The following is a 23,278-nucleotide window of genomic DNA, read 5'->3' as shown; positions in this document are numbered from 1 at the left end:
TGGGACAACCGTAAATTATTTCTATATGACTCCATAACCTCATCGAGAATCCTCTTCTTTATATGCGTTCATTAATTCTGACCAGTAATTTCTTTAAGATTTGCTTCTCCTCGTCAGTAAGGGCTTGAACGACTTCATCCTCCACCTTTTGGAATGAGTCATTAAAGCTTTCAATTAATTCAATCGCTTTTGGTAATACATATATATTTTTTTGCCGTTCATTATTTGCCGGGATTTTGCGCTCGATGTACCCTTTTTGCTCTAGACCTTGAAGCATACTTGTAATGCTGGCCCCACGTAGATGAAACCGATCTGCAAGATCCTTTTGAATAATATCTTTATTTTGGTTCTTATAAATATAGTCGATTACTTTTCCTTGTTGAGAGCTTAATCCTAGCTCTTTTATACTTTCGTCCGCTCTTTTCTTTAGCTTAAGACCGATAATCTGAAACAAATCCAGATATGGCGTATCTTTTCGGGAATTCATAATCGTCCCCCTTGTGATTGTTAGAAACCTAATTGTAAGTAGCTAAAATATACAGTGATCCTATAGCCTTGTCAATTAAATATTAGTTTATTGACAGTTAGATTTCTAACAGTTATACTCCGAAATGTCGAGTCACAAACACATGAGGAGGAATTAAAATGGAGAAAGTAAATCAAAATACTGCGTTAGAACAAATTACGGCGATTACAAATGTACGTATCTTTGATGGTTATCAAATTATAGCTCCCAGACATATTGTCATTAAAGGGAAGTCCATTATTTCAGTGGGCGGAGACATTCCAGCTGATGCAACGATTATCGATGGAGAAAATATGACACTACTACCTGGTCTGATTGATGCACATGTCCATACCTCAATCGGCGGATTACGAGATGCCTTAAAATTCGGCGTTACAACAGAACTTGAAATGAATGGCGATTTTACTAAAAGAGGGCGCGAAATTCAGTTAAAAAATGTGGATGACATCGCGGACGTCCGTTCTGCTGGTACAGCGATTACCGCTCCTGGTGGACATCCGGATGAATTACTACCGGATGGAGATGAAATACCGGAATTTGTATTAAAGGAACTAGAGAAATTATCGGAGGAAGACAGGGAAGCAATGTTGGCCGCATACGCTCACGATCACGAAGAAATACCGCAGGTGACGACAGTGGAAGAAGCAATCAAACATGTGCATACCCAAGTGGAGAACGGAGCCGACTATATTAAGATCATGATTGAAGAAGGAACAGTCATGGGGGCACCAGGCTTGCCTGTTCTAAGCGATGAGATTCTAAAAACAGCCGTGACTGAAGCCCACAAGTTCGATAAGTTGGTCATCGCTCACGTCTTGACGGCTCTTTCATCGCAAGCAGCCATCGATTTTGGAGTCGACGGTTTGGGCCACTTATTTATCGACAGACCCGAGTACACGTCCGAGTTAGTGAAATCCATTGCGGAATCAGGAGTTTTTGTTACACCGTGTTTGGTGTTGAATTCATCGATTATTGGAAATCCGGCATTGGAATTGGCGAATGATCCACGGGTTCACTCCAAATTAAGTCCGGATTGGATCGATATCTTGAACTCAAGCTTCAATACGTTTCCGCAAGGCAATATGGAAAATAGCTTTAAGAATGTGATGGATCTTCACCGTGCCGGAGTTGATATTCTGGTAGGGACGGATGTCGCACCGGTTCCCGTTCCGAACCTTGGTGGCCTTGCTCATGGGGCCAGTGTCCACCACGAAATGCAGTTGTTGGTGAAGGCCGGGTTTACTCCGATCGAAGCTCTTCAGTCGGCTACTTCCAAACCAGCCCGTTGCTTTGGTCTTCATGATCGCGGCCGGATTACTGAAGATGCGCGTGCTGATCTTATTCTCATAAACGGTGATCCGACCACTAATATTTCGGATACCTTGTCGATCAAATCCGTGTGGTTCAATGGTTCGCAGCAACTAGGTTAGAATCAGAGGCTAAAGTTCTCCGATAGCTCAAGCCATTAGTTAAAGAAGCGGCTGCCGTCACAATGACTAGCTGCCGCTCCTTTAATGAACTCCCTTTAATTAGCAAGAGAATAACCAGCTGACGATTGATGTTATAATACTTTACTTCTCTTCATTCGATTTTGATAATCCAAGATTGCAGAATATAAAAGTTCCTCATTAAAGTCTGGCCACATTTCGTTAGTGAACCAAAGTTCTGCATAAGCGGACTGCCATAGTAAGAAATTACTTAACCTTTTCTCACCACTTGTTCTAATAAGCAAATCTGGTGATGGACTCTGTCTAATATAGAGATACTGTTCAAAGAGCTTTTCGGTTATTTCATCTGAATTTTTAGTATTCACTATTGACTTTACAGCTTGAAGGATGTCGCTTTTACCACCATAATTCATTGCAAAATAAACTTGAAGTCCAGTGTTCCCTTGAGTTTGATTAGAGACATTATTCATAGCCTGCTGCGTTGCTTCAGGGAATTTAGATATGTCTCCGATAAAATCTACCCTTATGTTATTCTGATTTAAATCACGAATATTTGTCTCTTGTACAAATTCACTCACCAAACCGATGATATATTCCACTTCGTCTTTAGGTCGTTTCCAGTTTTCAGTTGAAAAAGCATATAACGTTAATGTAGAGATTCCGATTTTATGACACATGCTTATAGTTTTACGCATTGTTTGCATACCAGCGTAATGTCCTGCAGATCTCGGTAATCCTTTACGTCTTGCCCATCTGCCGTTCCCATCCATCATTATTGCAATATGCTTCGGAATATTGTAATTCCAATCTATTTTATTTTTAAGGTTATTCCTTACTCCACGCTTCCATTCAAACCATTTCAGGCTAAATCCTCCCTTAAAAAAAGCTTAAGCTTAATAGACTTTATAATACCACATATTGAAACTAACCTGCCCTTTACTTCAACAAAAATGGCAACTGATCATCTAGCTCAGCTGCCATTTTTGTTGTTCTCAACGCTAACGTTCTCCGTCAGTGTAGTTCAATATTTTGTGTTGTGCCAAAGTCCCCTATTAGAGCAGTACGATTTAATTTAAACCCCGAAATCGCTGCTCGCTCGATTCGTCAGGATCGCGCCCGCAATAATATTGAAGAGATACTCAGCCCTTGGCGCTGACGACGGTTGGTTGCTGAGCCACGCAAGCGCAGCAGCTAACGAGAAAAGATCATCACCATCCATGTCGGTACGCGCCAAACCTTCTGCCTGGGCACGAGCGAGAAGCTGCTTGCCTGCTGTGCGCATCGTCATGCATGAAGCGTGGAGCGCGGACTCCGGGTCCTCTTTGGCTGCCATCATCACGACCACAACACCTTGATAGTTACTCGTGAATTCAACGATTTCGCGTAACCACGACACGAGCGCATCGTCGGGTGAACTTGCAGTTTCGAGCATACGTGCCTTTGTCGTAAACTCGTCGAAGCTTGAGCGGAGCAAAGCTTCGAGCAGCGCCTCCCTCGTCGGGAAATGACGATAAAGCGTGCCTAGTCCGACACCAGCTCTGCGGGCGATCTCGCGCAGTGATGCATCGACGCCATGCTCGGTTATAACGACGTTCGCGACTGCGAGTATGTGCTCATAGTTTTTCATAGCATCAGCTCTCATAAGTGACCTCCTTGACAAGCGGAGCATCGCTCCGTATAATCATAAACGGAACAGTGATCCGATTAAACGGAGCGCCGCTCTGGTAAGTATAACTCATCTGCTTGAAAGGAGAAAGTAAGATGTCTATAAATACGATGAAAGCAATTCGTCTGCATGAATTCGGCGGTCCTGAGGTACTGCGTTACGAGGAGGCGCCGATTCCCGAACTGAAGTCAGGTGAGGTGCTTATCCGCGTTCACGCGGTTGGCATCAATCCCCCCGACTGGTACCTGCGCGAGGGGTATAAGGATCTTCCTCCTGAGTGGCGGCCGCCGGTGCCCTTTCCCGTCATTCTGGGGTCGGACGTGTCGGGCGTCGTCGAGGCGGTAGCCACGGATGTGCAGAGTTTCTCCGTCGGCGATGAAGTTTTCGGCATGGTTCGCTTTCCTAGCTTTGGGGAGAGCGCTGCTTATGCAGAGTACGTCGCCGCGCCAGAGTCGGACCTTGCACTCAAGCCGGCAGGCATTGATCATATACACGCCGCAGGGGCTCCGATGGCAGGCCTCACCGCGTGGCAGTTCCTGATCGAGCTGGGGCACAGTGAAGCGAATCCACTTCAACCGGAGTCACATCGCCCGGTGCCGCTGAGCGGCAAGACAGTGCTCATCAATGGTGCCGCGGGCGGCGTGGGGCACTTAGCAGTGCAACTGGCTAAATGGAAGGGTGCGCACGTCATCGCGGTGGCATCGGGCAAGCATGAGTCATTCCTGCGCGAGCTCGGTGCCGACGAATTTATTGACTACACAAAGTACCCTCCCGAGGACGTCGCTCAAGACGTTGATCTCGTCCTCGATACTCTCGGTGGTCCCACCACCAGTCGTTTCTTACGTACGCTCAAGCGTGGCGGCGCTTTGTTCCCAGTGTTCTTAGGCTTCTCCGATGCAGAGGAGGCCGCAAAGCTGGACGTCACGGTATCAATGACCCAAGTGCGCTCAAACGGCCCACTGCTGGTGGAATTAGGGCGCTTGCTCAATGCCGGGACGGTTCGCGTCGCCATCGACAGCATATTTCCACTTGCCGATGCTCGAAAGGCACATGAACGAGCCGCCGGTGGGCACATTCAAGGCAAGATCGTACTCACGGTGGAGTAAGGACGATAGCTCGAATGATTTTTGCACTCCTTGTAAATCGCGATTAGCTTTGAGAAATTTTGCATGCTTAATTCAAGAAAAAAAGGATGAACATCAATGATTCTACTCATGGGTTACGTACATCTAAATCCGTCTGACGTAAATGAGTTCACTGCAGACGTTCAGGACGTCGTTTCCAGCACGCGAACTGAAACTGGATGCCATTTTTATGCCTTTACTTTGGAGGATGCACGCGCCGGACGCATGCTGACTGTTCAGCGTTGGGAAAATCAAGAATTGCTGACCGCTCATGTTGAAAGACATGAATCGGCGCCGTTTTTAATGAAGTGGGGAAACAGGATGAGAATGGACATTCAAAAATATGATATCTCAAACGAAAGCTCGTTTATGGAGTAAAAGAGATCGAGTAAACCGGGGATTCCCCTTTCTCTCACAGAACACGGCTACTCTTGCAGCATGAGTTAAATGGATCCGCCTAGGCGGATCCTTCTGTTTATATTGATCTAAAGTATCAGCTCCAATCTCTGAGTATAACTTCCTTTACTAATATCCAGATCACCAAGCTCTTTAACTAATAATTTTAGCTGCAATGCATAAGCTCTCAAGGTATTCGTGCTAAATCCCTGGATACGGTTTTCTGCCTCATACAATGACCATAAACGCTTATAAGCATAAGAAAAACCTCCCATTAGAGCATCTATTACTAGTTTGCTTCTAATAGAAGGTTTTAGACATTTTTATTAAGTTAGAGTTCCCTCTTAGCTTAATTATCTGTGGTAAGAATTGAACATTCATTTCATTGCCCCATTAGGCTAACCCCAATAAACGTACACAGTAGCCCAATACTAAGTATCAGCGGATGAAAAGTCCAACCAATCTGTCAGGGTAAGGGAAGTGTATTCATTGGCATTATAAAGTTTAGCTTAACGCTTTCAAATGATCTTTGTATCATGAATGGCAGCCGACAATTAAAAAGAAACAGGCCGCGAAGCTTCTTCGCGGTCTGTTTCTCTAAATCCCCGTGCCTGTTCTTGTCCCTATAACATAACAATTAAATAGAAAGCACCCGCAAGGACGAACCTGTATAGTGCAAACCATTCCAACCTAAGCCTTTTAATCACCTTGAGAAAAGTGACAACAGCAAGCATCGCGACAGCAAAAGCTGTTGCAAAGCCGATTAACAATAGGATGATATCCTCCGATGACAATAGGTCGCGGCTTTCATATAAGTCCAACAGCGTTGCTCCGAACATGACCGGAACCGATATCATAAACGTAAAATCGGCTGCAGCTTTTTGGCTGGTCCCAAGTAACAGCCCGCCTGAGATCGTCGAACCGGATCTTGAAAATCCCGGCCACAAAGCGAGACATTGAAAAAGTCCAATTCCAAATGCTTGCTTATAATTCATATCATCGGTATTGTCAGCCGTTACCGTTCTTCTTATGCGCGACGCAATCAACATGAGAACGCCGCCAATAATTAAGCCGATTAATACCGGCATTGGACCGAATAAACGGCCTTTTATGAAATCCTTAAACAACAAATACATAATCAGTGCAGGTATCATGGCCAGAAACATATGAATAGCATTCAGGCCTTTGTTCTTGGAGAAATCGAGTTTAATCAGGTTTACTCCTACTTCTAAATACCTTCGCCAATAAAGAATCAATACGGCCAATACGGCTCCCAGCTGAATAACAATTTTAAATGTTGTCTCAGACTCCCCTTCAAAGCCCAATAAATGCCCGGCAAGTATGAGATGTCCAGTTGATGATACGGGCAAAAATTCGGTTAAGCCTTCTATTATGCCCAGCAGAATAGCGCTGAAGATATCAACCATTAGTGAATATCCACCTTTCTAAAATAGATCAAGGTGATCACTAGGCCGGTTATCGAGGTTAACGCGATGATGGAATAAGTAACGGCAGCCGGATAAACGGAAGACATGGAATCATGAGCAATATCGAATACCGCTGACCATGGGTTTAAAGCTCGGTAATCGGAATTAAACACCAATAAATTCACTAAAGTAATCGCTATCGATGCAATTATAGCCGGCACGTAAGATTTCATGATGGTGACGATCAATACGATTGGTGTCGACAGCACGGCCAGAAGGGTCGCTCCAATTATGTATTCAATCAAAGAATCCAACATTAGATCCATGGTTAAGCCTTTGAATTGAAGCAATAAACCAAAGACAAATGTCACTACCCATGCTTCCAACGTCAGGAGATAGATCCATAATAACAATAACAGCATTTTGCTTAGAATGATGCTTGTCCTTGTTACCGGAATCGTCAACAGATTTTTCAAAGTATCCTCTATATATTCACGGCCGAATAAATAAGCAATTACAACGCTATATAAAGGAACCGCCATTAGCAATATGGTATACATACTCGTGTTATAGAAAAGAGCCTCGAATATAGCGTTATCCGTCTTCGACATCTTTAGTAAATCAATATAGAAAGCAAGCACAACAAAAAAAGGTGCCAGCGCAGCACCCGCCAGACTGAGCAGCAGCATTTTAGAACGTTTCAGTTTAAGGAGTTCGGTAGAAAGCAAATCAACCAATCGTACCACCTCCTACAAGATTTGCGAAATAATCCTCCAGATTATTTTCGCTGACCGCGATTTTCTCCACTTCGATACCATGTTCAACAAAAAGTTTGTTTATTTTGCCTTGTTGACCGAAATGAGAATAAATGCGAATATTCCCTTCATCCTGTACCGTATAATCGATAATACCCATATGTTTCTCCAGTAAAAGCGCCGCTTTATTATCGTCATCAACCTGGAATTGCATATACCGGCGGTTGGCCGTGTGCAGTTTGTCTATACTTATTTCCTCCAACAGTCTGCCTTCATGAATAATTCCTAACCGATCTGCGAGCAGCTCAACTTCGGATAAAATATGGCTCGAAATCAATACGGTTATTTGACGTTCTAGCGCCAATGTTTTTATCAACCTCCGCATTTCCTTGATGCCGATCGGATCCAGTCCATTGGTTGGTTCATCCAGGATCAATAGCTCCGGATAATGCAAAAGTGCTCTGGCAATGCCAAGTCGCTGCTTCATGCCAAGTGAGAATTTCCCTGTTAGTTTCCTTGTTTCATGCTGTAAACCAACAATCTCTAATGCTTCTTCGATTGCGTTGTTTTTATGAACGCCCATGATTTTCGCATTAATTTGCAAGTTCTCTTTGGCGGTCAGATTCTCATAAAAGCCCGGAACTTCAACGATCGAACCGATTCTTCGCAATACTTCCTTCTTACTCAATAGCAAATCGCTGCCGAAGATCTCAATCTGTCCGTATGTCGGCTTGATCAGCCCCAGGAGCATTCGTATCGTCGTTGTTTTCCCTGCTCCATTTCGTCCAAGAAATCCATAGATTTCACCTTGCTGTACGGTTAAGCTGACATTGTCTACCGCTTTTTCACCGCCATACTGTTTGGTTAGATTAACGGTTTTGATAATGGCGTTCATTCGTACCGCCTCCTCTTTGTCTTATTATAAGAAAGCGGCTTTAACTGGAGCTTATCTGTTTCTTAACTGTTTCTTAATCCAATCGATTTCTGAAACGCAATGGTGAATTCCGTTTTGTCCCAAGGCTTGCTGTTGGCATGCACCGAGCCATGATTTTTTTCAGCCAAAGCCTTAACGATAGATAGACCAAGTCCGCTTCCACCGCCGCTTGAACCTCTGGCTTTATCTGCCCGATAGCTTCTCTCGAAGATACGGGAAAGCTCAGCCGCACTAATTCCTGGACCTCGATCCCAGATCGTTAGTTCATAAACGCCATTGTTCTCAAGAAGATCGACACCAATAACCTTCCCTTCTCCGCCGTACTGGATAGCGTTTTTAATTATATTTTGGATTATGCGAGTTACGGCAATTTGATCTGCCTTAATGAAGCAGGCTACCTCCGGAAGTTCGATCTCGAGCTTGATCTCTTCTTTTTCGATTTTCGGTAAAAACTCAATTAGCGTCTCTCTTGCCATTTCGGCGAAATCCAATATTTCTTCTTTCATGGGCAATTCATCGGCGTCAAGCTTGGCCATTGTGAATAAATCGTCAATTAACTCTTTTAAGCGAGCTGATTTAGCAGATAGAATGTCAAGATAGGATTGTTTCTCCGATTCCGTTTCCGATTCCCACTGCCCATCTCTTAATGCATCTATATAACCGATTATCGAAGTTAGCGGTGTTCGAATATCATGCGAAATGCTGGACAAGAGCCGCTGTCTTGCCGCATGCGATTGAGCAGCTTCAATTTGTATTTTTTCAAACCTGCTAATGAGCTTATTAATTGTAAAAACAATTTCGTTCCATCGATCGTCTTGCTTGGCAAGCAATCTGGTTTTATAATTGCCCGCTGCTACTTGACGCAGGAGGTTTGAAATGCGCATTAAATCTTGACGAGTACGGATCGCTCCTGCGAGCATCGCCAAATTTAACCCGATAAATAAAGCCAGTAAGGTCCATCCCAAGCCACCTAAAGTGTTTCTCGTTAGGAGCAGAACGATTGCCGTCAAGCATAGCTGTATCACTAACATGACTAATGTCATTGCGGTATTCATGCTTTTTCTCCCGAAAATTTATAACCGATCCCCCAAACGGTCTGAATATATTGAGGCTGAGAGGGGTCTAGCTCAATTTTCTTGCGCAGTTTACGAATATGAACCATTACGGTATTATCATCTTCGATGTAGTCGGTTCCCCATACTTGCCGGAAGATTTGCGTTTTTGTAAATACTTGTCCCGGATTGGAGGCTAGCAGCTTTAGCAATTCAAATTCCTTGGCGGTTAACGCCGTTTGGCTGCCCTCGATATGTACCGTATACGCTTTCGGATTAATAGCAATTCCCTTGAAAACCAATAAATGTTGAGATGGTTCTTCTCCTTCGCTGCCAAGAATCATATAGCGCCGCAGCAGGGATTTGACTCTTGCTAAGACCTCATGGATGCTAAACGGTTTTGTAATGTAATCGTCCGCGCCAATGCTTAAACCTAATATTTTTTCTGTTTCATGATCTTTTGCCGTCAGCATGACAATAGGTACATTAGAGATGCTCCTGATCGCTTTGCAAACTTCAATGCCATCCAATTGAGGCATCATCAAATCCAAAATCACTAAATGATAGCCCCCTTGTCGAAACCTATAAAGGGCCTCATTGCCATCAGTTGCTGTATCCACTGCGTATAATTCGCGCTCTAAATATTTTTTCAATAAATCTCGTATTTCCTTATCATCCTCGGCAATAAGCAGTTTTATTTCACTCATTCCATGAGATTCCCCTTCAGTTTTATATATTTTCCAATTATAACATCAATCTACTTTTGGTTTGTATGAACTGTGCCAACCGGCTGCTGCTATGTTGTTGCGAACTAACGTTCATCGATAGCTGAATAAAACTGAAGGTTTCTAATCTTATGCACCTATTTTTCTCTATCTTGATTTTGATCTTCTATCGCCATACGTGATCGTCGTATACTCCAAACGAGTCTCCGGATTTCGAGAATATCGCGAAATCCCTTGGTAACAAGCAGCCCGATAACCGCTCCGTTACCTTCAATCAATGTATTGACGCCAAGCGTTGTGCTGTGTACAAACGGGATGGCATGGGGCAATCTTTACTGGTCTTTTATCGAAGCTCGAGATAGTTTGACGATCACATGTCTATCAGGCAAAATAATGGTTATCATTAGATTTTAACTAATACTGAACAGCCATTAAGGCAGTTTCCACAATACCACTCTAATTAGTTTAAACCATCTTAGTTAGTCAAAGATTCTATATAAAATGGAGTTGATTTCGAAACAAAATGAAGATTCCAGATGAAAATTCGCTTTCAGATGAACTGCTTGATGTTGAAACGACTCGTTTGGCCCGTCTAATCCACAGCTATACTCCAATTGACGGCACCTTTAGCCAGTGTATTCCCGGTTTGAACCTCAGCCGTTATTCAAAAGTTAATATTGACTACGTAAGAACTTTCAACTCCCCCTCCCTGTTAGTGGTTGCACAAGGTGTAAAGGTCGCCACCGTGGGGCAGGAAATCTATCAGTTTGGGCGGTCACATATGCTCATGTTCCCTATCGCTCTACCGATCGCTGTGAAGACCACACAAGCTAGCCCTTTTGAACCTTTTCTGAGTGTAAAGCTTAACCTTGACCCACAAAGGATTGCTGAGTTAGCACTGAAAGTGTATCCCGAGGGCCTACCAGCCGTTGGGGAAAGGCGTGCAGCTTATGTCATTAGCGCCGACTTGGGTATGATCAAAGCTGTATCGAGGCTTCTGGAGTGTCTATCCAATCCCGTCGAAGCTAAATTGCTTGCCCCGCTTGCGATGGATGAGATTTTGATACGAGTCCTTTGCAGCCCGGTTGGCGTTCATGTCGCTGAAATTTGTATTGCGGACTCGAGCATGCAGCGAATTGTTAAGTCAATTATGTGGCTTCACGACAACTTCTGCCAACAAATGAAGATTAGGGATTTGGCCAAGCTGGTACATATGAGCGAGTCCTCGTTTCACGAACATTTTAAGGCAGTAACTTCAATGAGCCCACTGCAATACCAAAAAGCGCTGCGCCTACATGAAGCGAGACGTCTGATGGTATCCAGCTATATGGATGTAAACACGGCTTGTCAACTGGTGGGGTATTTAAGCACTTCTCAGTTTAGCCGAGATTACAGCCGCTTTTTCGGTAGCCCACCAAAGAGAGATGTCGCTAAATTACGTCAACAAAAGTAATGTATATAGTTTTTATAGGAAGAACTCCAACTTCCGTATCGGACATTCCTGCATACAGATTAATCTTACGGCCAGAGATCAGGGTGTATTCCGGAGGATCAGGCAATAAGTGACGAGGAACTGGCAAAAACCTGAGTGATATGCGGACTATAATGAGTTAGTCTTGAGGCCGGCGATGCCAATCGTATATTCGCAATACCGGTGCTTCAAGTAGATCCACTTTTCAGCTAATTAAGGAGGATTTCATTATGCGTATTTTTATCACAGGAGCAACGGGCTTCATTGGTTCCGCCGTCGTGAGCGAACTCATCGAAGCAGGACACCAGGTAGTCGGTCTTGCCCGCTCAGACAAGGCTGCCAAATCGTTGACGGCAATCGGGGCTTCGGTGCATCGTGGTGCCCTCGACGACCTCGAAAGCTTGCATAAGGGTGCTACCGCAGCAGACGGCGTTATTCACTTAGGCTTCAAGACCGACTTCGCAGATTTCTCCGATGCAGTCGCAGCCGACCTGCGCGCCGTCGAAATGTTTGGTGCGACGCTTGAGGGCTCCAATAAGCCGTTTGTGTTCACCACGGGAACCTTAGTGGTCGCATGGTCGAACCCGGTGGCGATTCTTGGAACGGAGGAGATCGCGGTCGACTCCACAGTGCCACGGGGTGCAGCGGAGAACGCGGCGATCGCACTTGCAGATCAAGGGATACGATCATCGGTCATTCGTCTCGCACCAACCGTACACGGCCCGGGCGATCATGGCTTTATCTCCATGCTGATCAGCATTGCTCGTAAAAAAGGTTTCTCTGCCTACGTCGGCGACGGGTCCAACCGCTGGCCGGCTGTTCATCGTCTTGATGCGGCGCGCTTGTACCGTCTCGCCGCTGAATCAGCCTTAGCTGGCTCACGGTTGCACGCTGTCGGCGAAGAAGGTATTCCATTCCGTGACATCGCCGGAGCCATCGGTCGTAACCTGAACCTTCCAGTTGTCAGTATTTCCCATGAAGAGGCAGAAGCCCATTTCGGTTTTCTCGGCCCCTTCACGTTTACCGATAACCCAATATCGAACACTCTGACCCGGGAACGCTTGGGGTGGCGGCCCGTGCACACTGCATTGATTCCAGATATCGAACAGGGACATTACTTCAACAATTGAACCACAGGCTATATCTATGTTTAAGTATATGGAATTCGCTCCTGAGCCCAGTATGATTGCTTAGGTGGAACCATTACGCGGTTAACGTTTAGTCAAAAAAACAGAGAGAGTATTGAAGTGCGCTGAAGAACTAATACAATTTTTTGTTAACTCAATAGCCTGAATGACCAGAAAGAAGACATCTATCCTCAATATGGAGGCGGATGTCTTTTTTTTTGGTATCCTATTAGGTCATTTATGCGAAATATCTTAATCCTTTAATTTCAATATTCGCTTAATATTTAAGACAGAATATAGTCATAGATACAGGGGGATCCATACCATGTGCCTATTAACCGATCTGCTGCAGCTTTATTGATTGAACTATAGTCTCCCGTTAGAATGCCTCTATTAGGTAAGATTTGACGTGGCCACGGTGCTCAGTCCTGATTACTGGCCAGGTCTGCCGCGTCAGCCGACTCGGCATGCCCGCCGCCGAACACCTCATTGACGAGCCTCTGCAGCGCCTTCTGGAACGCCACTGCCAGGGACATTGCGACGTCGTCAACATAGTTAATGGAGGCGGTCAGGGTCTTGCTGCCATCGGGCGTGCTGTACATCAGTGCCGCGTAGCCCGAAATGCCGCCGTTATGGGTGATGATGGTACACTCGCCGTTTGGACCGACGTCCTGCACGAACACCCCCAAGCCATAGCCGATTTTGGGATACGGCTTGCACATTTCGGCCAGTAGCGGAGCCGGGAGGAGCTTGCCGCCCATCAGCGCGGAGATGAACGTGTGGAGATCCTGGGTGGTCGAAATCATGTCACCTCCGGTGGAAATCCAGGAGGGGTTCTGGGAGGTGATGTCAACCGTCTTCTGCTCGCCGGCATCCTCGTATCGGTAGTAGGCGTGGGCGTGCGGTTCGGGGATCTCCGGCTGCGTATCTGGTACCACGGTACCCAACAGCCCAAGCGGCCCCAGAATCAACCGCTGCATCTCCTCGGCGAGCGAGCAGCCGGTTACCTTCTCGATTAGCAGCCTGGCCAGCACGTAGTTGGTGTTGGAATAGCTCCAGTCCGTTCCCGGATCGAATCGTAACGGCCTGGATAATGCGAGCCGTACCAGTTCCTCCGGCCGGTAGGTCTTGAATCGATTTTCTACCCACTCCTGGCCCTGCCACGTGATCCCCGGCACGACCGTTCCATCTTCGTAGTACTCGCCTGTGAAGTTGAACACCCCGCTGGTGTGTTGCAGCAACATCCGCACCGTGATCCGCCGGTCCAGCCCGAACTCGGGCAGGTAGTCTACCACCGAATCATCCAGCCCAATCCTGCCCTCGGCGACCAATTGCAGCACCACGGTCGCGGTGAAGGTCTTGGTGTTGCTGCCTATCCGGAAGTGTCCATTTGTAGGCGGCTTCGTGGCTTCGCCCAGCCTGCTAACCCCGGCGCTACCGACCCACTCGCCTTTCTCATCGTGCACGCGCAACTGCACCCCGAGGAAACCGGAATCGACTATCTCCTCGATGGCCTTTTGCAGTTCCGGGCGATCCTGCCCCTCAGTGAATTTTCTTTTCTTCATATTTTCTGACGAACTAGTTATCTTTTCCATTTCTATTCCCTCGCTTTATTTTTGTTTTAAACTATCCTCTATCAAAGAATCCGCTTTTGTTCTTTCACTATAGGCTCCGAAACGTCACTTTCAGCACTTGGGGCTAATGGTCTTGGTTTGCATCGGATCCCCTCCTTTAAATGATTGTGACTTTTGACAAATTGGCATCCATGCCTTTGAGAGCAGCAAAGGTCAATTTATCCATCGTTGCGCCGTCAAAACAGATGGTTTTGATCATGCGATAGTACTTTTTAGTCACAGTAAAGCCCGGGTGGAAAGAAACATTCTTAAAGGTAGCGCCCTTGAATGAAACGTCGGTTAACGCGGTTTTCTCAAACCTGACGCCGACAAACGTCTGTCCGTCCAAACATTTTCCGCTCAAATCGGCGTCCTTGAAGTCAACCCCATCAAATAAGCAATCTTCAAAAGTCGTTTTTCTAAGATCGGTTCTCGATAACGTGACGTCCGTCATTCTTACTCCTCGGAATTTGGCTCCTTCCAGCACCGAGCTGGCGAAATTAGTTCGTACGATGATCGTCTGATTGAAGCTTGCATTAGTCAGGTCAAGCGCGGTTAGTCTGCAGTCCGTCAGATTCGCGCCGTCAAAACGGCTTCCCCGCATCTCGCTGCTCTTGAACGTGCTGCCGATCAAATTGGCGCCCGAAAAGTCGGAACCGGAGAGCGCGCTGCCTTTAAACTGTCCTTTAGGGGCCGTAACGCCAGCAAAATCGCTTTTTACCAGGTTGCTTCCGCTAAAGTTTGTCACTACATTCCGTTCTTTCATTGTCAATTTTTGATTCATTTCATCCACATCTCCTTAGAATTGTTTTTTTAGTTTTTAACTCTGGTTAGTCATACATACCAACTGATGGTATGTATGACTGTAAAAATAAGCTGCCCTTAGGCAGTTTACTTCTACTTCTCTATGCTGACTTCTCTAGCTGACATACGGAACAGTTCCTCATATCTTTGAAGCATTTGCTCATCAAACAGGTCAAGTCCTAGGCCTTTCAAGATTTCATCAAATAGCTTTACCTTGTTCAACATCATCTCGGGCGTAGCCGGGATAACCGACGGGTTAAGCCATAGATTGGTGAGAACGAGTAACACTTCGCTAAGCTCCCTCGGATACTCGGTTCTGATCGAGCCGTCTCGCATGCCTTGTTCGATGATGGGCTGTATATAGATGGGGATCGCTTTTTCAATCATATGCTCGATCTGGGCTGCCAGCAGCTTCGGATTGCGCAAAAGGTTTGGTGCCACAGCTGCCATTTCGTTCTGGGCGGGATTGCTGAGCGAGACGCTTGAAATCTTGCGAAGCTTCTCCAGACCGTTCAGCTTCTTATCGTCCCGGACGCTGGACAACATCCCGTCAGCATCTTTAAACAGATGATCGATAACGGCCTGCATGATCTCTTCCTTCGACTTGAAGTGATGATAGATGGCCCCTTTTGTCAGCCCCCCCAGCCCGTTGATGATATCCTGAATCGAGGTTTGCTCGTATCCTTTTTGAATAAAGAGATCAAGCGCCACGGTTAGGATTTGGTTGGTCGTTTCCTCAGGATATTTATTTCTTGCCATTTGCTCTCTCCTTACATACATTCGGTTGGTATGTAAATAATATATGCCACTTCCCTTTAATTGTCAACACCTTGAATCAAATAAATTCATTAGGGAGGAAGATCCATAAAAGGTTAAACCGCTACTTAGCGCCAGTCTTTGAAGAACTCGTTTTGCCATCGTGTACCCTGGCGATCGGCCACTCCCAGACGGTGCAACTGTTCGGCGCTGGTACAGCAGTGGCGGCCGACAATCACACTGTCATCATCGAGCTCCGCGTCCATGATGTCGATGCCGAGTACAAGCGCTTGAAGTCGTTTGTTGATAAGTGGGTAAAGAAACCAACCACTATGCCTTGAGGGAACCGCGCTGTGTTGTTTCGCGATCCCGACGGCAATCTGGTTAACCTCTTCACGCCGGTGACCGAGGAAGCGATCAAACGGTTTCCCAGATAGCTCAATTTCAAACAGTATTTGCGTTCATCATAGAAACCTTTTTCAATTTCACCTGCTCATTTTGATCGCTCTACAGAATACAGAAAAAATTCCATATCTATATTCCTAAAATTCTTAGTATCTTTATCAATAATATTCATACCGTTTCGAAGAGCAACTTTTTGAGAGGCTATATTTGTGTCCCTAATAATAGAATAAACCCTATTTGCATGAAGAACTGAGAAAGCGTATTCCTTGCAAGCAATTGCCGCTTCTGTTGCGTAACCTTTGTGCCAATACGCTTTTTGAAACAAAAATCCTATTTCCAAAATTTCTTTCTCTCTCCAGCCTTGCATTGTCAAGCCACATTGACCAATCATTTCGTTTGTTTCTTTTAATACAACAGCCCAAAGTCCAAAACCATACTCTTCATATCTTTGAAGATGTCTGTTAAGCCAATTTTGTGCTTCTTCTAAGGTGAATGCACTTTCATAAGCAGCACGCATGACTTCCTCATCACACAATATTCCGCACAATGCATCATAATCGGACTGCACCATTTCTCTAATTATAAGACGTTTTGTTTCTATCAAAAATCTCCCGCCTTTCTATGTTGTTTTAAACTAATGTTCACAGATAGCTTAATAAGTTCAGTATGTTTTATTGTTCGGTATAATTTGAATTGTTGTGCCTTTTGCAAACAAACAAATAGCAGTTACTTTCGTTATTGGGGTAATAATTTAATGGCGTTACCATCAATTATTTCATTTAGAATGTTTTGGTAAAATAAAACATCTGCCTTTACTCTTCAATGTACTCTGATTTGCGCCCCTCTTCCCAGTCCTCGTTATCGCCTTGAATTGTCTCTGCTATTTCGTTCTCGATATAAAGTAGCACCTTGTCATAAACATCTTTTATCTCCGTGTTTTCGCCGCACTGATGTAAGGTGTACAAATACGGCGGGATCCAATAAGTAGAAAATCCTAATTTGGTGTGGCTATACATATCGATAACAGCTGTGAAATCATCAATTTCATATTAAATTGGAGCCAAGTCATCCTTATCCAAATCAGAATCTGATTCCTTGCTTTACATGTAACCTCTTTTTCATTTCTTTTGTTTCCCTTCCGAAAGATGCTAGCCAGCAGATACGGCTTATTTACATTTTTTCACTTCCAATGTGTACGTATAGACGTTAATATGTATAAAATAATTAACTTTTCACTTAACTGAAAAATTCCGGAGGTTTGAATGAAGAAAACAGTATTAGTAAGTTTAATTGGTGCTGCATTAATGGTTGGTCCAGTGAGTTCTTATGCTGCAAATGAAGCTGTAGGTCTAAATGGAATTCTTTCTGAAGGAAGATTGTATGCTCCTCTTCGTGCAACTGGAGAATATTTTGGAGCGAAGATAAATTGGAATCAGAAATCTAAAACTGCTTCATTAACTCAAGATGGCGAAACTTTTAATGCTACTGTGGGCGATGGAGTGTTGTTGAAAGATGGAACTGTGTATGTTCAATTTAAAGCTTTGAGTAACTTCTTCTATCCAAACGATCATATCTCATGGAATAAATCTACAATGACTGGAACTTCTGAACATATGACTGTAGTGGCTCGCCCATTGACTGATCAACAAGCTCTGAAAATTACTTCTAATGCAATTTCCACAAAGAAAGAATGGATTGAATATCTTAGCCATAAAGAAGAATCTGACTATCGTGAACGGTCTTATGTTGACTGGAAAAATTCTACTACGTTCTTATTAATATATAGCTATTATTGGCAAGATGGTAGTTACCTGATGGATCAAACTATTAATGTTGTGATGACTAAGAAAGGGAATACTTGGAATCTTACTTCAATTAAATCTTTTAACGAAGTAATGGAACCACATTAAAAATAAAACAAACAATTAAATCTAAAGCTTTCTGGAGTCCTTTAATGGGCTCCTTTTTTATTTATATGTATTTATATTAACTCGTAATTTGAGGGTTACACGATTGCCGCCGGCAGACTCTCCATTATTACTTTACTAACGTTCCTCGTTAGATGAACTAGTTATTGGGTCATAATGTATTAAAGGAGGTGTTTAAAATAGCCTTAAATATTTTGCTTCTATTCGTTTTCCCCTGGATAGTGGGAATACTTCTAATGAAAAAATACAAATATCTTTTAATCAAATATGGACCTGCAGCGTCTGTCATCGCATTTATTCATAATGATATCGGGCTTTATTTTGAATGGTGGAAACTTTTCCCTAGCAATAATGAGTTAATGATATCTATAATCTCCAATATTGGAGTCTTTCTTGTATCTGGATGCTATATGCTTTACTTCATCCAACGGATAAATAAGGCTTATCCGACAATTATTGTTTTTGCATTATTGCTAACAATTTTAGAATATTCATATTTAATTTATGGAAGAATCCTGTTTTTCAATGGGTGGAATATTGGGTTATCTTTCGTTTCATACTTGTCTGCAAACCTTTTTCTTTATATTTACTTTAGGCTATGTCAAACAATTAAACGGCTTTAAGCCAACCTTAAAATAATCTATTTGCCCTGTAGTTGAGAAACGTCAGTAGCCGGTCATTATTGACCGGCTACTGACGTTGTAAGCTATTGTTCTTACGTTCAAACAAACCATAATCTGATTATTTTCCAATTCCAAATCCAAATAATACTCTTCCTGTATTTATATCAATTACGGTACTACTAATATCCAACGGTTCTTTCCCTCTATGATCTGGTACATAATAATCATCTGGAAGAAGTCCTTTTAACGTGATGACCCAAACAGGTACATCCATAATTGATTTTTTATTATTTAATATTGGATTGGCATTTTTAGCCTCTGCTGATATACCGACATTAGCCGTTATTAGACCGTACTCAAGATATATACTTTTGGGTTGTACGGCAGTTTGTCTTTTGTTGGTTGGTCCAACGCAATAGATTGAATAGCAGCTTGGTCATCTTCTTGTAGTATGCTTTCCAGTGGGTTCTTTAGTGCTTGATTAGGAAAAAAATTGTTTTGCAATAATTTTTTGTTGTTTAATTTCATCCCTGGTCCGTTCAGTGACGATTGACTACCTTCGATTATTGAAGTAACCACCATTAGTTGAGAAATGTCAGCAGCCGGTCAATAATGACCGGCTGCTGCACTGTTCAAATTGAGCTCCCAATAACTAAATGACAAAACAGTCTTTCCCTAGTTATTGGTTCCATGCGCTATCTTCTTTTAAACATGAAGGGTAGTAAAATGAACGGAAAGAAAATAAAAAAAGAAAAACCAAACATCTTACTAAACATTAAGGACAAACCACTAAATACTATCGCAATAATCAAACTATATAGACATCCTTTACCTGACATATTACTGAAGAACAACACTTTATCCCTCCGTATTAACTATTTTGCCCCTAGAACCTTCTCGCGCTGACTAAGGATCTAGGGACTCCACTTAACGTGTCTTTATAATGGAGCAAATGTAGCACTTATGTTTAATTCCTTTGAATTTCTTCAAGTTTTCGCAATAAACACATCTCATAATGTTTTTCACCTCCATTGTCCCGTGAACTGCGTTCCTCATCGCCACCTTATATCTACCAAAAATCGACTTTGCTCAATTCAAGCAATGTTAGGCAGTCGGCATCATAACTCTGTTGTACTACTAGTCTTATTCCTTGGAGCTATTTGCCTTTCCATTTACAATTTCCTGGTTTATTGTCATCTATTCGAAGGTAAAAAAAACTTCAAGGCAACTTGTTCGAAGGCCACTAACATAAACATACCTTTACCCTGAATAGATTAGTAAAAGCCTATTTTAATTCCAGGGGGACAATAAATTGATATCATTTTATCTCGAATATATTTTACTCGGGTTATCTTTGGCCGCCCCAATCGGTCCTATTAATGCTGCACAGATGGAACGCGGAATTCGCAGCGGATTTTGGAACGCGTGGCTTCTTGGACTGGGGTCTATGACCGTAGATATTCTTTATCTATTGGTTGTTTACTTTGGCACCGTTCATTTTTTGGACAACCCTTTTATGAAAACCCTGCTATGGTCTTTTGGCTGTTTCGTTCTGCTCTATACCGGAATCGCAAGCCTTAAAGGAGTTAAAACGGAGTTATTCCATCGCAATGAAGAAAAAGAGTCAAGCCTGAAATCATATGGGACAGGCTTTATTCTATCTGTGCTAAACCCTTTAACGATCATGTTCTGGATTGGTATTTACGGTTCGGTGCTTGTTGAAGCGACAAAAAAGTTTGAGCCAAGTGAGCTCCTCATATGTACATCAGGTATATTGTTAGGCGTATTTTTATGGGATTTGTCCATGGCAACCATATCAAGTCATTTCCACCGTTTTTTGAATGATCGTGCGTTGTCTTTGATTTCCGTTCTATCTGGCTTATCCTTAATTGGATTTGGATTATATTTTGGCATCGAAGCCATTAGGGAATTAAAACATTAAGGGGTATATTCCACACAGGTTCTCCCCACAATATCACTTGTTATGAAGTGATTATTGGGAGAGTTGGGAAATGAGTCAACAGAAAAGCGCAGATAAGCCTCTTCAATGGTGGCAATTATCTCTTATGGGTGTGGCATGTACAATTGGCACGGGTTATTTCCTGGGTACAGGCGTCGGAATAAGGGTCGGAGGCAATGCAATTCTCATTGCTTTTATTATCGCGGCCTTTTCAACCTTTGTTGTATTTGATTTCTTAGCAAAAATGACAGCTGCCGATCCTATGGATGGATCTTTTTGTGCTTATTCCAAGAAAGCATTTGGGCGTTGGGCCGGATTTTCAAGCGGATGGGTATACTGGTCCTCAGAGTTATTAATAATGGGGAGTCAAATGGCTGCGCTATCCTTATTTACCCGGCTGTGGTTCCCGAATGTTCCCTTATGGGTATTCGCTTCGATTTATGCTGTGTTGGGTATTGGAATCATTGCGTTTGGCACGAAGGGCTTTGAAAGAGTGGAGCATCTATTTGCGGTCATCAAGCTTGCTGCAATTGTAATATTCGTCATAATTGCAGTGTTATCTTTAATGGGAATCTTCGGTTTGGGCAAACATGAGCCGAAGTGGCCGCTGCCATTATTCCCACAAGGTATTAAAGAAAGCTGGGCCAGCATGATCTATGCCTTTTACTCTTTTGGGGGGATTGAGGTTATGGGGTTATTGGCGATTCGGCTCAAGGATCCTAAGGAAGCACCAAAGTCCGGTCGAGTCATGATCAGCGTTCTGACTGCTCTGTACATTGTATCGCTTACCCTAGCACTTAGTCTCGCACCTTGGACTTCAATGGAGAAGAAGGAAAGTCCCTTCGTTTCGTCTTTGAAAGGCTACGGGATTGTTTTCGTCCCTCATTTATTTAACGTTGCTTTCATAATAGCTGGTTTCTCAACCATGATTGCTTCATTATTTGCTGTCACAAAAATACTTGTCACTTTAGCTAAGGATGGAAATGCCCCTTCGTTGTTCTCCCGGGTAAGTAAAGGCAAACGCAGTATGCCTTACTTTGCCTTCGGTATAACTACAGTAATGCTTGCCGGTTCTATCTTACTAGCCCTACTCATGCCGGACAGCGTTTACGAGTACATTACAACGGCGGCAGCGTTAATGCTGCTGTATAACTGGATATTCATTTTATTGACATCTGGCAAACTTCTACAACTTGGCACATGGGGACAAACTAAACGTTGGATCGGGGTTAGTTTTATTTTGATGGCAGTTAGCGGTACTTTGTTTCATACAACTAGTAGGCCCGGTTTTTACATTAGCATAGGATTTCTGGCCTTGATTGGGAGCTTAACATTATTTATGTTGCATAAATGGAAGAGCTCTTCCGATTCACACAAATAAGCTATCGGTTGCATACCGGTAGCTTATTTATATGAAACTAACTATCTGAACGACAGAATTACTAAGAGTAAGTCCGATAATAGGAATAATAGCCTTCGCTTTCAATGAAATAGGGTTCTATATGAATTGGTGGTATGTGACACCCCATTACCACAATGTATTACCGGAATCAGCCAAGGATGAACATGGGAATATTGGTTATAATAACGCGGTCACGATTTAGATTAAGGGAGGATTACAAAAATGGCTGCACATTTAGGCGCACACGAAACGATGGAGATTCATGAAATTCTAACTTCAGCTATTAACGGTATTAACCATTTCCAACTGTATCGTTCCATGGTTACGGATCAACAATTATCGCAAATGCTTGACCGTCATACTCAAATGATGATGAGCGAGTATCATTCTGCCGTACAGTCGTTAAATCAACAGGGCTCTGGGCAAATGCTGCCATTCAAAACAATGGAAAACCAGGCTCCTAAATACGGCTTAGATCATCCAATGCCACAAAGTCCTAACCTCACCGGCAGCATTTTAGACGACCGTGCTATTGCTACTGCAATGCTGCTTTGTCATAAGAATTCGGCAGCCAAAAAAATGATGGCGGCTTTGGAGTGTGCGGATCCGCAGGTTCGTCGTATGCTGCAGCAAGGCTCAGTGAATTGTGCCGAACAAGCCTACGAAGTTTGGCAATACATGAATCGTATGGGCTATTATCAAGTACCAACGATGAAGGAGGAAACAACGAATACTATCCTCCAAACGTATCAGCCTGCAATGACCCAACCGATGAACGAAGTGTATCCGTTCCGTCAATAACAGTAAATAGATGGTAACCTCAGGAGCATTTTGGAGTGATAGCTGTCCCGGCCACCTCCGGGATAAGCTTTGGTGAAAAGATTCAGATCTAAGCGATTGGATCGCGTCGTTAAAGAAACGAACAAGATGAGACTCGTGTATATCATCTTGCAAGTCCATTAGCAAGTACAGCTGATCCATGGTAAATTCTTTGTACATAAAGAAGCCTCTCTTTACTTCGAATGGTTGGGTGGTACTTCCATTTTAACGAGGGTTGGCTTCTTTTTGTTTGAGCATTTCATGAACAGGTTAAGAGTAGACGGAGCAATTAAATGATTCTGGAAAAACGTCAGCGT

Annotated in this window: 21 protein-coding genes and 3 pseudogenes; 10 read left to right on the top strand and 14 right to left on the bottom strand. The window is 43.6% G+C overall.

What is annotated here, in order from left to right:
• Positions 1 to 58: 58 nt before the first annotated feature.
• Positions 59 to 487, bottom strand: coding sequence for a MarR family winged helix-turn-helix transcriptional regulator (locus tag FHS17_RS03575; RefSeq protein ID WP_167274627.1), 429 nt, complete (start codon positions 485 to 487; stop codon positions 59 to 61).
• A gap of 158 nt (positions 488 to 645) precedes the next feature.
• On the opposite strand from FHS17_RS03575, the gene FHS17_RS03570 reads away from it, so the two are divergent.
• Positions 646 to 1,956 (top strand): amidohydrolase family protein, encoded by a 1,311-nt coding sequence (locus FHS17_RS03570; protein ID WP_167274623.1) that lies wholly within the window; start codon positions 646 to 648, stop codon positions 1,954 to 1,956.
• Positions 1,957 to 2,087: 131 nt separating this feature from the next.
• Here FHS17_RS03570 and FHS17_RS03565 read toward each other — a convergent pair whose 3' ends face one another.
• Positions 2,088 to 2,786: an isoprenyl transferase gene (locus FHS17_RS03565; RefSeq protein ID WP_341805776.1), complete on the bottom strand. Its 699-nt coding sequence runs from the start codon at positions 2,784 to 2,786 to the stop codon at positions 2,088 to 2,090.
• A gap of 260 nt (positions 2,787 to 3,046) precedes the next feature.
• The gene (locus FHS17_RS03560) at positions 3,047 to 3,634 is read right to left on the bottom strand and encodes a TetR/AcrR family transcriptional regulator (RefSeq protein ID WP_243865155.1); all 588 of its coding nucleotides are present in this window, start codon (positions 3,632 to 3,634) and stop codon (positions 3,047 to 3,049) included.
• Positions 3,635 to 3,735: 101 nt separating this feature from the next.
• Between FHS17_RS03560 and FHS17_RS03555 the strand changes: the two genes are divergently transcribed.
• A complete protein-coding gene (locus FHS17_RS03555; RefSeq protein ID WP_167274614.1) occupies positions 3,736 to 4,746 on the top strand; it encodes an NADP-dependent oxidoreductase in 1,011 nt (336 codons plus the stop codon).
• A gap of 96 nt (positions 4,747 to 4,842) precedes the next feature.
• Positions 4,843 to 5,142: a putative quinol monooxygenase gene (locus FHS17_RS03550; RefSeq protein ID WP_167274610.1), complete on the top strand. Its 300-nt coding sequence runs from the start codon at positions 4,843 to 4,845 to the stop codon at positions 5,140 to 5,142.
• A gap of 641 nt (positions 5,143 to 5,783) precedes the next feature.
• On the opposite strand, the gene FHS17_RS03545 is transcribed toward FHS17_RS03550, so the two are convergent.
• From FHS17_RS03545 to FHS17_RS03520, 6 genes are all read right to left on the bottom strand, one after another.
• Positions 5,784 to 6,587: an undecaprenyl-diphosphate phosphatase gene (locus tag FHS17_RS03545; RefSeq protein ID WP_167274605.1), complete on the bottom strand. Its 804-nt coding sequence runs from the start codon at positions 6,585 to 6,587 to the stop codon at positions 5,784 to 5,786.
• Positions 6,587 to 7,324 (bottom strand): ABC transporter permease, encoded by a 738-nt coding sequence (locus FHS17_RS03540; RefSeq protein WP_167274601.1) that lies wholly within the window; start codon positions 7,322 to 7,324, stop codon positions 6,587 to 6,589. The genes FHS17_RS03545 and FHS17_RS03540 overlap by 1 nt, the downstream gene beginning before the upstream one ends.
• On the bottom strand, positions 7,317 to 8,237 hold the full coding sequence (locus FHS17_RS03535) for an ABC transporter ATP-binding protein (RefSeq protein ID WP_167274597.1): 921 nt from the start codon (positions 8,235 to 8,237) through the stop codon (positions 7,317 to 7,319). Before FHS17_RS03535 ends, FHS17_RS03540 begins: the two co-directional genes overlap by 8 nt.
• Positions 8,238 to 8,299: 62 nt before the next feature.
• Entirely contained in the window at positions 8,300 to 9,331 is a 1,032-nt protein-coding gene (locus FHS17_RS03530; RefSeq protein WP_167274592.1) for a sensor histidine kinase, read from the bottom strand.
• Positions 9,328 to 10,035 carry a response regulator transcription factor gene (locus FHS17_RS03525; RefSeq protein WP_167274587.1) on the bottom strand — a complete coding sequence of 236 codons (708 nt, stop codon included), beginning with the start codon at positions 10,033 to 10,035 and terminating at the stop codon, positions 9,328 to 9,330. Before FHS17_RS03525 ends, FHS17_RS03530 begins: the two co-directional genes overlap by 4 nt.
• Positions 10,036 to 10,190: 155 nt before the next feature.
• A complete protein-coding gene (locus FHS17_RS03520) occupies positions 10,191 to 10,331 on the bottom strand; it encodes a hypothetical protein (protein WP_243865198.1) in 141 nt (46 codons plus the stop codon).
• A 245-nt stretch (positions 10,332 to 10,576) separates the two neighbouring features.
• Between FHS17_RS03520 and FHS17_RS03515 the strand changes: the two genes are divergently transcribed.
• Together FHS17_RS03515 and FHS17_RS03510 are read left to right on the top strand one after the other, a co-directional pair.
• Positions 10,577 to 11,506 carry an AraC family transcriptional regulator gene (locus FHS17_RS03515; RefSeq protein WP_167274583.1) on the top strand — a complete coding sequence of 310 codons (930 nt, stop codon included), beginning with the start codon at positions 10,577 to 10,579 and terminating at the stop codon, positions 11,504 to 11,506.
• Between the two features lie 248 nt (positions 11,507 to 11,754).
• Positions 11,755 to 12,654: an SDR family oxidoreductase gene (locus FHS17_RS03510; protein WP_167274580.1), complete on the top strand. Its 900-nt coding sequence runs from the start codon at positions 11,755 to 11,757 to the stop codon at positions 12,652 to 12,654.
• Between the two features lie 419 nt (positions 12,655 to 13,073).
• On the opposite strand, the gene FHS17_RS03505 is transcribed toward FHS17_RS03510, so the two are convergent.
• The 3 genes and pseudogenes from FHS17_RS03505 to FHS17_RS03495 form a co-directional block, all read right to left on the bottom strand.
• Positions 13,074 to 14,246, bottom strand: coding sequence for a serine hydrolase domain-containing protein (locus FHS17_RS03505; protein WP_208420204.1), 1,173 nt, complete (start codon positions 14,244 to 14,246; stop codon positions 13,074 to 13,076).
• A gap of 136 nt (positions 14,247 to 14,382) precedes the next feature.
• A pseudogene (locus FHS17_RS03500) lies at positions 14,383 to 15,024 on the bottom strand (pentapeptide repeat-containing protein); the annotation flags it as partial.
• Positions 15,025 to 15,161: 137 nt separating this feature from the next.
• Positions 15,162 to 15,827 (bottom strand): TetR/AcrR family transcriptional regulator, encoded by a 666-nt coding sequence (locus tag FHS17_RS03495; RefSeq protein ID WP_167274571.1) that lies wholly within the window; start codon positions 15,825 to 15,827, stop codon positions 15,162 to 15,164.
• A 128-nt stretch (positions 15,828 to 15,955) separates the two neighbouring features.
• On the opposite strand from FHS17_RS03495, the pseudogene FHS17_RS03490 reads away from it, so the two are divergent.
• Positions 15,956 to 16,261, top strand: a pseudogene (locus FHS17_RS03490) (VOC family protein); the annotation flags it as partial.
• 56 nt (positions 16,262 to 16,317) lie between these two features.
• Here FHS17_RS03490 and FHS17_RS03485 read toward each other — a convergent pair.
• Complete coding sequence (locus tag FHS17_RS03485) at positions 16,318 to 16,833, bottom strand: GNAT family N-acetyltransferase (protein ID WP_167274568.1); 516 nt, start codon at positions 16,831 to 16,833, stop codon at positions 16,318 to 16,320.
• Positions 16,834 to 17,491: 658 nt separating this feature from the next.
• Between FHS17_RS03485 and FHS17_RS03480 the strand changes: the two genes are divergently transcribed.
• The 4 genes from FHS17_RS03480 (at position 17,492) to FHS17_RS03465 (ending at position 22,943) form a co-directional block, all read left to right on the top strand.
• Positions 17,492 to 18,139: a stalk domain-containing protein gene (locus tag FHS17_RS03480; protein ID WP_167274564.1), complete on the top strand. Its 648-nt coding sequence runs from the start codon at positions 17,492 to 17,494 to the stop codon at positions 18,137 to 18,139.
• A gap of 1,956 nt (positions 18,140 to 20,095) precedes the next feature.
• Positions 20,096 to 20,722, top strand: a complete 627-nt coding sequence (locus FHS17_RS03475) for a LysE family transporter (RefSeq protein ID WP_167276349.1) — start codon at positions 20,096 to 20,098, stop codon at positions 20,720 to 20,722.
• Positions 20,723 to 20,792: 70 nt separating this feature from the next.
• The gene (locus FHS17_RS03470; protein WP_167274559.1) at positions 20,793 to 22,121 is read left to right on the top strand and encodes an amino acid permease; all 1,329 of its coding nucleotides are present in this window, start codon (positions 20,793 to 20,795) and stop codon (positions 22,119 to 22,121) included.
• Between the two features lie 243 nt (positions 22,122 to 22,364).
• Positions 22,365 to 22,943: a spore coat protein gene (locus FHS17_RS03465; protein ID WP_167274554.1), complete on the top strand. Its 579-nt coding sequence runs from the start codon at positions 22,365 to 22,367 to the stop codon at positions 22,941 to 22,943.
• Here the strand turns inward: FHS17_RS03465 and FHS17_RS31180 are convergent.
• A pseudogene (locus FHS17_RS31180) lies at positions 22,940 to 23,141 on the bottom strand (transposase); the annotation flags it as partial. The gene FHS17_RS03465 and the pseudogene FHS17_RS31180 overlap by 4 nt on opposite strands.
• Between the last annotated feature and the right edge of the window lie 137 nt (positions 23,142 to 23,278).

The sequence above is a fragment of the Paenibacillus lupini genome, from assembly GCF_011761355.1.
In the GTDB taxonomy this organism is placed as follows: domain Bacteria; phylum Bacillota; class Bacilli; order Paenibacillales; family Paenibacillaceae; genus Pristimantibacillus; species Pristimantibacillus lupini.
Note: the sequence above shows the minus strand (reverse complement) of the source record. Positions and strands in the feature narration are given on the sequence as shown.

Excerpts from the sequence above, each read along its gene's own strand:
- FHS17_RS03575 (WP_167274627.1), bottom strand. The coding sequence starts at position 487 with ATGAATTCCCGAAAAGATACGCCATATCTGGATTTGTTTCAGATTATC.
- FHS17_RS03570 (WP_167274623.1), top strand. The coding sequence starts at position 646 with ATGGAGAAAGTAAATCAAAATACTGCGTTAGAACAAATTACGGCGATT.
- FHS17_RS03555 (WP_167274614.1), top strand. The coding sequence starts at position 3,736 with ATGTCTATAAATACGATGAAAGCAATTCGTCTGCATGAATTCGGCGGT.
- FHS17_RS03550 (WP_167274610.1), top strand. The coding sequence starts at position 4,843 with ATGATTCTACTCATGGGTTACGTACATCTAAATCCGTCTGACGTAAAT.
- FHS17_RS03545 (WP_167274605.1), bottom strand. The coding sequence starts at position 6,587 with ATGGTTGATATCTTCAGCGCTATTCTGCTGGGCATAATAGAAGGCTTA.
- FHS17_RS03535 (WP_167274597.1), bottom strand. The coding sequence starts at position 8,237 with ATGAACGCCATTATCAAAACCGTTAATCTAACCAAACAGTATGGCGGT.
- FHS17_RS03530 (WP_167274592.1), bottom strand. The coding sequence starts at position 9,331 with ATGAATACCGCAATGACATTAGTCATGTTAGTGATACAGCTATGCTTG.
- FHS17_RS03525 (WP_167274587.1), bottom strand. The coding sequence starts at position 10,035 with ATGAGTGAAATAAAACTGCTTATTGCCGAGGATGATAAGGAAATACGA.
- FHS17_RS03515 (WP_167274583.1), top strand. The coding sequence starts at position 10,577 with ATGAAGATTCCAGATGAAAATTCGCTTTCAGATGAACTGCTTGATGTT.
- FHS17_RS03510 (WP_167274580.1), top strand. The coding sequence starts at position 11,755 with ATGCGTATTTTTATCACAGGAGCAACGGGCTTCATTGGTTCCGCCGTC.
- FHS17_RS03505 (WP_208420204.1), bottom strand. The coding sequence starts at position 14,246 with ATGGAAAAGATAACTAGTTCGTCAGAAAATATGAAGAAAAGAAAATTC.
- FHS17_RS03495 (WP_167274571.1), bottom strand. The coding sequence starts at position 15,827 with ATGGCAAGAAATAAATATCCTGAGGAAACGACCAACCAAATCCTAACC.
- FHS17_RS03480 (WP_167274564.1), top strand. The coding sequence starts at position 17,492 with ATGAAGAAAACAGTATTAGTAAGTTTAATTGGTGCTGCATTAATGGTT.
- FHS17_RS03470 (WP_167274559.1), top strand. The coding sequence starts at position 20,793 with ATGAGTCAACAGAAAAGCGCAGATAAGCCTCTTCAATGGTGGCAATTA.
- FHS17_RS03465 (WP_167274554.1), top strand. The coding sequence starts at position 22,365 with ATGGCTGCACATTTAGGCGCACACGAAACGATGGAGATTCATGAAATT.